The organism is Streptomyces sp. 150FB (genome assembly GCF_000818195.1).
Classification (GTDB): Bacteria; Actinomycetota; Actinomycetes; order Streptomycetales; family Streptomycetaceae; genus Streptomyces.
In genome coordinates, this window is sequence record NZ_JTHL01000001.1 from 9,445,620 (window position 1) to 9,451,807 (window position 6,188).

General features: G+C 69.7%; 6 protein-coding genes. 3 read left to right on the forward strand and 3 right to left on the reverse strand.

Annotation, left to right across the window (positions count from 1 at the left end):
- Nucleotides 1-562, forward strand: a 562-nt coding sequence (locus QR77_RS40380; RefSeq protein ID WP_052489469.1) for a DUF305 domain-containing protein, incomplete at its 5' end; no start/stop codon positions are given.
- Nucleotides 563-571: 9 nt separating this feature from the next.
- On the opposite strand, the gene QR77_RS40385 is transcribed toward QR77_RS40380, so the two are convergent.
- The gene (locus tag QR77_RS40385; RefSeq protein WP_236711020.1) at nt 572-1,564 is read right to left on the reverse strand and encodes an alpha/beta fold hydrolase; all 993 of its coding nucleotides are present in this window, start codon (nt 1,562-1,564) and stop codon (nt 572-574) included.
- A 201-nt stretch (nt 1,565-1,765) separates the two neighbouring features.
- On the opposite strand from QR77_RS40385, the gene QR77_RS40390 reads away from it, so the two are divergent.
- Nucleotides 1,766-2,725, forward strand: coding sequence for an SDR family NAD(P)-dependent oxidoreductase (locus tag QR77_RS40390; RefSeq protein ID WP_040026872.1), 960 nt, complete (start codon nt 1,766-1,768; stop codon nt 2,723-2,725).
- A gap of 47 nt (nt 2,726-2,772) precedes the next feature.
- Here QR77_RS40390 and QR77_RS40395 read toward each other — a convergent pair whose 3' ends face one another.
- A complete protein-coding gene (locus QR77_RS40395; protein WP_040026873.1) occupies nt 2,773-3,276 on the reverse strand; it encodes a hypothetical protein in 504 nt (167 codons plus the stop codon).
- Between the two features lie 208 nt (nt 3,277-3,484).
- Nucleotides 3,485-4,513, reverse strand: a complete 1,029-nt coding sequence (locus QR77_RS40400) for a LacI family DNA-binding transcriptional regulator (protein ID WP_040026874.1) — start codon at nt 4,511-4,513, stop codon at nt 3,485-3,487.
- 285 nt (nt 4,514-4,798) lie between these two features.
- On the opposite strand from QR77_RS40400, the gene QR77_RS40405 reads away from it, so the two are divergent.
- Nucleotides 4,799-6,106 carry an extracellular solute-binding protein gene (locus QR77_RS40405; protein ID WP_040026875.1) on the forward strand — a complete coding sequence of 436 codons (1,308 nt, stop codon included), beginning with the start codon at nt 4,799-4,801 and terminating at the stop codon, nt 6,104-6,106.
- Nucleotides 6,107-6,188 lie beyond the last annotated feature (82 nt).

Here is a 6,188-nt window from a genome sequence, read left to right on the forward strand (position 1 = left end):
GCTCGGCTGCGCCGCCGCCGAGAAACCGGAGGACGGGGTGCGGGGCAGCACGGCGGCCCCGGCGCCGACGAGCGGGCGCACCGCGGGACCCGCCGCCACCGGCGTCGCCTCCGACGGCTACAACGCGACCGACCTGGCCTGGGCGCAGATCATGGTGCCGATGGACGAACGCACCCTGCTGCTCCTCGACCTGATCGCCGGCCGCGCGGGAGACCCGGGCCTGTCGGCTCTCGCCCGCCGTACGTCCGGCACCCATCGGGCCGAACTCCCCGAACTGCGCGCGGTGCTGACAGCGGCGGGGGCCTCGGGCACGAACCCGCACGACGGGATGGACATGAAAGGGATGGTGACCGACGAGGAGCTGGAAGCCGTCGCCGCGAGCCGTGGCGCGGCCTTCGACACCCTGGCCAGGACCTACCTGCGTGAGCACTTCGAACAGAGCCTCGTCGTCGCGCGGGGCGAGACGCACTCGGGTGCCTCGGCGTCGGCGAAGCGCCTCGCCGCCGAACTGACGAAGCGCCGCACCGGACAACTGGCCGCGCTGCGGGCGCTGGACGGCTGAGGGGTGCCCTCAACGCGGGGGCAGGGCGCCGCCGAAGCTCTCCGGACTGCCGCAGTACGGCAGCCCCTCCAGCGCCCGGTCCGTGCAGAAGCGCGCGACGAGGTCGGCGAAGTCGGCGATGCGCTCGACCGGGGCGAGGTGATCGGTCTCCTCGATGGTGAGGAAGCGCGCCCCGGGAATCTCCGCTGCGACCTCCCGGCCCATGTCCGGCGTACACAGTGTGTCGTGCTCGCCCGTCACCACCAGAGTCGGCACGGCGGGCACCGGGCCCCTGCGGTACCACTCGTGACGCATCAGACGGGTGTTGTGCTCGGCCGACTTGCGCAGCTCCTCCGGGCTCTGCCCCGCGATCTGCTGGTACACGAGACGCGAGACGGCGGCGTGCTTGCGTACGCGGCCGGTGCCGGGCGGTGACATGAAGCGGTCGGCCAGCTCACGGGCGATGGTCTCCGTCTCACCGCGCTCGATCATCACGGCCCACCGCTCCATGGCGGCCGCGTAGTCCGCGGGGATCCGGGTGGTCATGCCGACCAGCAGGAGCCGCGCGAGCCGCTCCGGGTAGTGCTGGGCGAAGCGCAGACCGACCGCGCCGCCGTAGCAGGCGGCGACCAGATTGACGCGCTCCACGTCGAGTTCGGACAGCAGATGCGCGAGAGCGTCAGCGAGGAAGTCCACACCGTAGGTCGCGGGGAGGAAGTCGGCCGTGCCGTAGCCGGGCAGGTCCACCGTGATCACCTGACCCAGCGGGCCCAGCCATTTCTCGTGCCGCAGCCAGGAGTTGCGGTCCTGGGACGACCCGCCGAGCACCAGGAGCGGCTCGGTCAGGGGAGTGTCGTGGCGCAGGACGCGGCAGGTGTAGGCGAAGCCGTCGAAGGTGAGAGTACGTTCCTCCACCCGGCCGGCGGGTCCGCCCTCCCTTGCGTCGGTCGTCGTCTGCCCGGGGATGAGCGGACGGACAGCGGGGGTTTCCTGGCCCTGGGCGAGGACGGCATCGATGGACAAGAGTGACTCCAGAGCTGCTAGAGGGGCAACGACTCCCTGCCTAGCAGTTGCCTGGCCCCGACCGGACATCACTGACCCGATCGTGGGCGGTTCGCGCCCCCGCACCCGCTGGTGAATTCGACAGTCGTTCAGCCGGTCCCCGGATTCGGCTGTCGCCCCGGACTTGACTTGGAGTGCGCTCCAATTCTTAGCCTCGGACGTATGACAGCTCAGCACAAGATCGGATCAGGGTTCGGAGCCCGGAGCACGGCGGCCGAGGTCCTGCGCGGAATCGACCTCACCGGAAAATTGGCGATCGTGACCGGCGGCTACTCGGGCCTCGGTCTGGAGACGACACGAGCGCTCGTCGGCGCCGGCGCGCACGTGGTCGTACCCGCCCGGCGGCCCGTCGTGGCGAAGGAGGCCCTGGCGTCCGTCGAAGGGGTCGAGATCGGCGAGCTGGACCTCGGTGACCTCGAAAGCGTCCGCGCTTTCGCCGACGGCTTCCTGGCCTCCGGCCGCTCCGTCGACATCATGATCAACAACGCCGCCGTGATGGCCTGCCCGGAGACCCGGGTCGGTCCCGGCTGGGAGGCGCAGTTCGCGACCAACCACCTCGGCCACTTCGCACTCGTGAACAGGCTCTGGCCGGCCGTCGCGAGCGCAGCCCGTATCGTCTCCGTCTCGTCGAGCGGTCACCGCCACTCCGGCATCCGCTGGGACGACGTGCGGTTCGAGCACGGCTACGACAAGTGGCAGGCGTACGGCCAGGCGAAGACGGCCAACTCCCTGTTCGCCGTCCAGCTCGACGCCCTCGCGCGCGAGTCCGGCGTACGGGCCTTCGCCGTGCACCCCGGCGGCATCCTCACACCACTGCAGCGCCATCTCCCCAAGCAGGAGATGATCGACCTCGGCTGGATCGACGAGGACGGCAATCTGACAGCCGCCGGGTTCAAGACAGCGGAGGAGGGGGCCGCGACGCAGCTCTGGGCGGCCACGTCGCCGCGGCTGGCGGGCGAGGGCGGGGTCTACTGCGAGGACTGCGACATCGCGGAACCGGCCGACGGCAGCGGTGCGCTCAGCGGCGTACGCGAGTGGGCGACCGACCCCGAGCAGGCGGCCCGGCTGTGGGAGCTCTCGGCCGGCCTCACAGGCGTCGACGCCTTCGCGAAGGCGGTCTGAGCGAGCGGGGCCGCGCCCGGGAAGGGCGCGGCCCCGGTGGCGGTGTGTCAGCCCTGGACGGCTGCGTACGTACCGCAGTTCGTGCGGGTCTTGCCGCCTCTGGCCGTGCCGATGACGCCGTACCAGGTCACGCACTTGCCGGCGGCGTACAGCGGGACGGGCCCGGCGTACGACCGGTAGTAGTCCGAGTCGTTGATCCCGGTGGCGGCGCCGCTGATCTTGAGGGAGGCGACCATCCAGATCGCGGCAGCGGGCTTGGTGCGCACGGTCACCACACAGTTGTCGCCGGTCTTGGTGCTGTACGTCAGGAACACGGTGCCCACCGTCCCGACCTCCGCCGAGTTCACGACGGTGTAGCCCGCGCCGCAGGCGCCGTTGTACTGCGCCTGGGTCTTGGCCGCCGGTACCGGCACCGGCGAGCGGTCGGCCGTGGCCGATGCCGGGGACGTGGTCTGCCCGGCGGCGCCCGCCCCGGGGGCGAGCAGCGCGGTGCCGCCCACGAGAGTGGTCGCGAGGGCCCCGACGGCCACGGCACGCTGGATGATCTTCATATCAATCCCCGATCTTTGTTGTTTCCGTATCGCTCGATCGACTGCGGAGTTGCGTCACCCCATACGACCCGGGGTGCGCGCCCACGGCGGGAGGGCACGGGGGTTGTTACGAAGTTGGTACAAGTTGGTACCTAATGGCTTAGTCCACGCGGAGTGTGTTAAATCGGAAATCCGTACACATGTACCCCTGTCGCTCAGGTGAACTCGTTCAGGTGGACTGACGGTGCGTCAGTGTCGTCGGAAGTGTGATCCGCTGATGCGGCAGGGCCGGGTTGTCGATCTCCGCCAGCAGCAGCCGGGTGATGGTGCGCCCTATGTCCTCGATCGGCTGGTTGACGCTGGTGAGCGGCGGGACGGTGTGGCGTGCGACGACGGAGTCGTCGAAGCCGACGACGGCCACGTCCTCGGGGACGCGCCGGCCCCGCTCCCGCAGCTCCGCCAGCGCGCCCGCCGCCATGACGTCGGAAGCGGCGAAGACCGCGTCGATGCCCGGGTGGCGGCCCAGCAGTTCGCGCATGGCGGCGGCCCCGCCCTCCTCGGTGAAGTCACCCGGTGCGGCCAGCGACTCGTCGGGCGCCGCGCCGCGTTCGAGATGGGCGTCGCGCCAGCCCTGCAGACGGCTCCGGGTCACATCCATGTCGAGCGGGCCCGTGATGGTGGCCACCGACGTACGCCCCCGGTCGAGCAGGTGCCGTACGGCCTGCGCCGCGCCGCCCACGTTGTCCGAGTGGACATGGCTGAGCGATTCGTCGGGTGACCGCCGGCCGGCGAGGACGGTCGGGATCTGCATCGACTCCAGAAGTGCGGGCAGCGGGTCGTCGTGGTGCACCGAGACCAGCAGCACGCCGTCGACCCGGTGCGCCTCGACGAAGCGCGTGAGCCGTTTCAGCTCGCGTTCGTCGCGCACCAGGATCAGCAGCAACTGCATCTCGGTGTCGGCGAGTTCCGTACTCACCCCCCGGATGACGGCGGAGAAGTACGGCTCGGCGGCCAGCCGGCTCTCCGACTCGGGGATCACCAGCGCGATGGAGTCGGTCCGGCTCGTGACCAGGGACCTCGCGGCCGGGTTCGGTACGTAGTTCAGCTCGGCGATGGCGGCCTCGACGGTGGCTCTGGCCTTCGCGCTGACGCCCGGGGCGCCGTTGACCACCCGGGAGACCGTCCCTCTGCCCACGCCCGCCAACTGGGCGACCGCTTCAAGAGTTGGCCTCCGGTCCTGCCGTTTGCGGCTACTCATCACATCTCCTGACTCTCGCCCCGGTGGGGCCCGAAGGCGCTCTCCGGGAAAGTGTCCTGCGTGGCCCGCGCGACCGCCGCGCGGGGGCCCGGTCCGGACAGATTCATGCAACGGAACCGACTTCGACTCTTGACACACCCCCAGGTCTGCCGAGAGTCTTCCACAACCCGTTGGGAGCGCTCCCAGTTTTGCGCTCCCGGGTTTTCCCGCAGACGGGGTTCCGCGTTTCACCCGACCGTGATCCGCAGCGGCGCATGTCAGGGCGCCGCTGCAAGGAGGAAGCACATGGGCACTGCCCGTAAGCGCTTCGGTTCCACCCTCGCAGCCGCCACGGCGGCTGTCGTGTCCCTCGCCCTTGTCGCCGGCTGCTCGGGCGGCGACAGCGGCAAGGCGCGTACCAAGGACGGCAAGACCGTCATCAGCATGGGTCTCTTCGGCGTCATGGGGTTCAAGGAGACGGATCTCCTCGACCGGTACATGAAGGAGAACCCGGACGTCACCATCGAGGCGGACGTGACCGGTGACGAGCAGAGCTACTACACCGCACTACAGACACATCTCGCCGCGGGCAGCGGCCTCAAGGACATCCAGGGCATAGAGATCGGCCGCGCCAAGGAGCTGGTCGACACCCAGGCGGACAAGTTCGCCGACCTCTCCAAGACCCCCGGTCTCGATCACTTCCTGCCCTGGAAGTCGAACCAGGTGACCACCAAGGACGGCAAGCAGATCGGCCTCGGCACCGACATCGGCCCGATGGCTGTGTGTTACCGCAAGGACCTGTTCGCGCAGGCCGGACTGCCCACCGACCGCGACGAGGTGGCGAAGCTGTGGGCGGGTGACTGGTCGAAGTACGTCGAGGTCGGCCGTACGTTCAAGAAGCAGTCCAAGGCCCCCAAGGTCGCCTACATGGACAGCTCAAGCGGGTTGTTCAACGCGATGATCTACGGCGGTCCCGAGCAGTTCTACGACAAGGACGGCTCGCTGGTCTACGCGAAGAACCCGCTCGTGAAGGAGGCGTGGAACCTCGCCGCCGACGCCGCCGAGTCGGGGCTGAGCGCCAAACTCCGCCAGTTCCAGCCCGGCTGGGACCCCGGTCTGGCCAACAGCACCTTCGCCACCGCGGTCTGCCCGGCCTGGATGCTCGCCCACATCAGCGAGAAGGCCGGACCCGCGAACAAGGGCAAGTGGGACGTCGCGAAGGCGCCCAAGGGTGCCAACTGGGGCGGCTCGTTCCTCGGGGTGATGGAGAACAGCCCGGTCAAGAAGCAGGCCGAGAAGCTCATCGCCTGGCTGAGCGCGCCCGCACAGCAGGCGTACATCTTCCAGAAGCTCGGTAACTTCCCCTCCTCGAAGACGGCGATCGACATGCCGTCGGTCGCGAACGGCAAATCGGCGTACTTCAGCGACGCGCCGATCGGCCAGATCTTCGGTGACGCGGCGAAGGAGATCCCCGACGAGCAGATCCTCGGCCGCAAGGACGGCACCATCAAGGACACCTTCACCGCGGGCCTGCAGCTCATCGAATCGCAGGGCAAGAGCCGTGACGAGGCGTGGAAGACCACGGACGAGCGCATCCAGAAGCTCGTCGGCTGACCCGCCCGGGGCCGCCTCCCCCGGGCCGTCCGTCCCTGGGGCGGGTGCCCCGTCCGTCCGCCCCGGCGGACGGTGCACCCGC

Excerpts from the sequence above, each read along its gene's own strand:
- QR77_RS40405 (WP_040026875.1), top strand. The coding sequence starts at position 4,799 with ATGGGCACTGCCCGTAAGCGCTTCGGTTCCACCCTCGCAGCCGCCACG.
- QR77_RS40400 (WP_040026874.1), bottom strand. The coding sequence starts at position 4,513 with ATGAGTAGCCGCAAACGGCAGGACCGGAGGCCAACTCTTGAAGCGGTC.
- QR77_RS40390 (WP_040026872.1), top strand. The coding sequence starts at position 1,766 with ATGACAGCTCAGCACAAGATCGGATCAGGGTTCGGAGCCCGGAGCACG.
- QR77_RS40395 (WP_040026873.1), bottom strand. The coding sequence starts at position 3,276 with ATGAAGATCATCCAGCGTGCCGTGGCCGTCGGGGCCCTCGCGACCACT.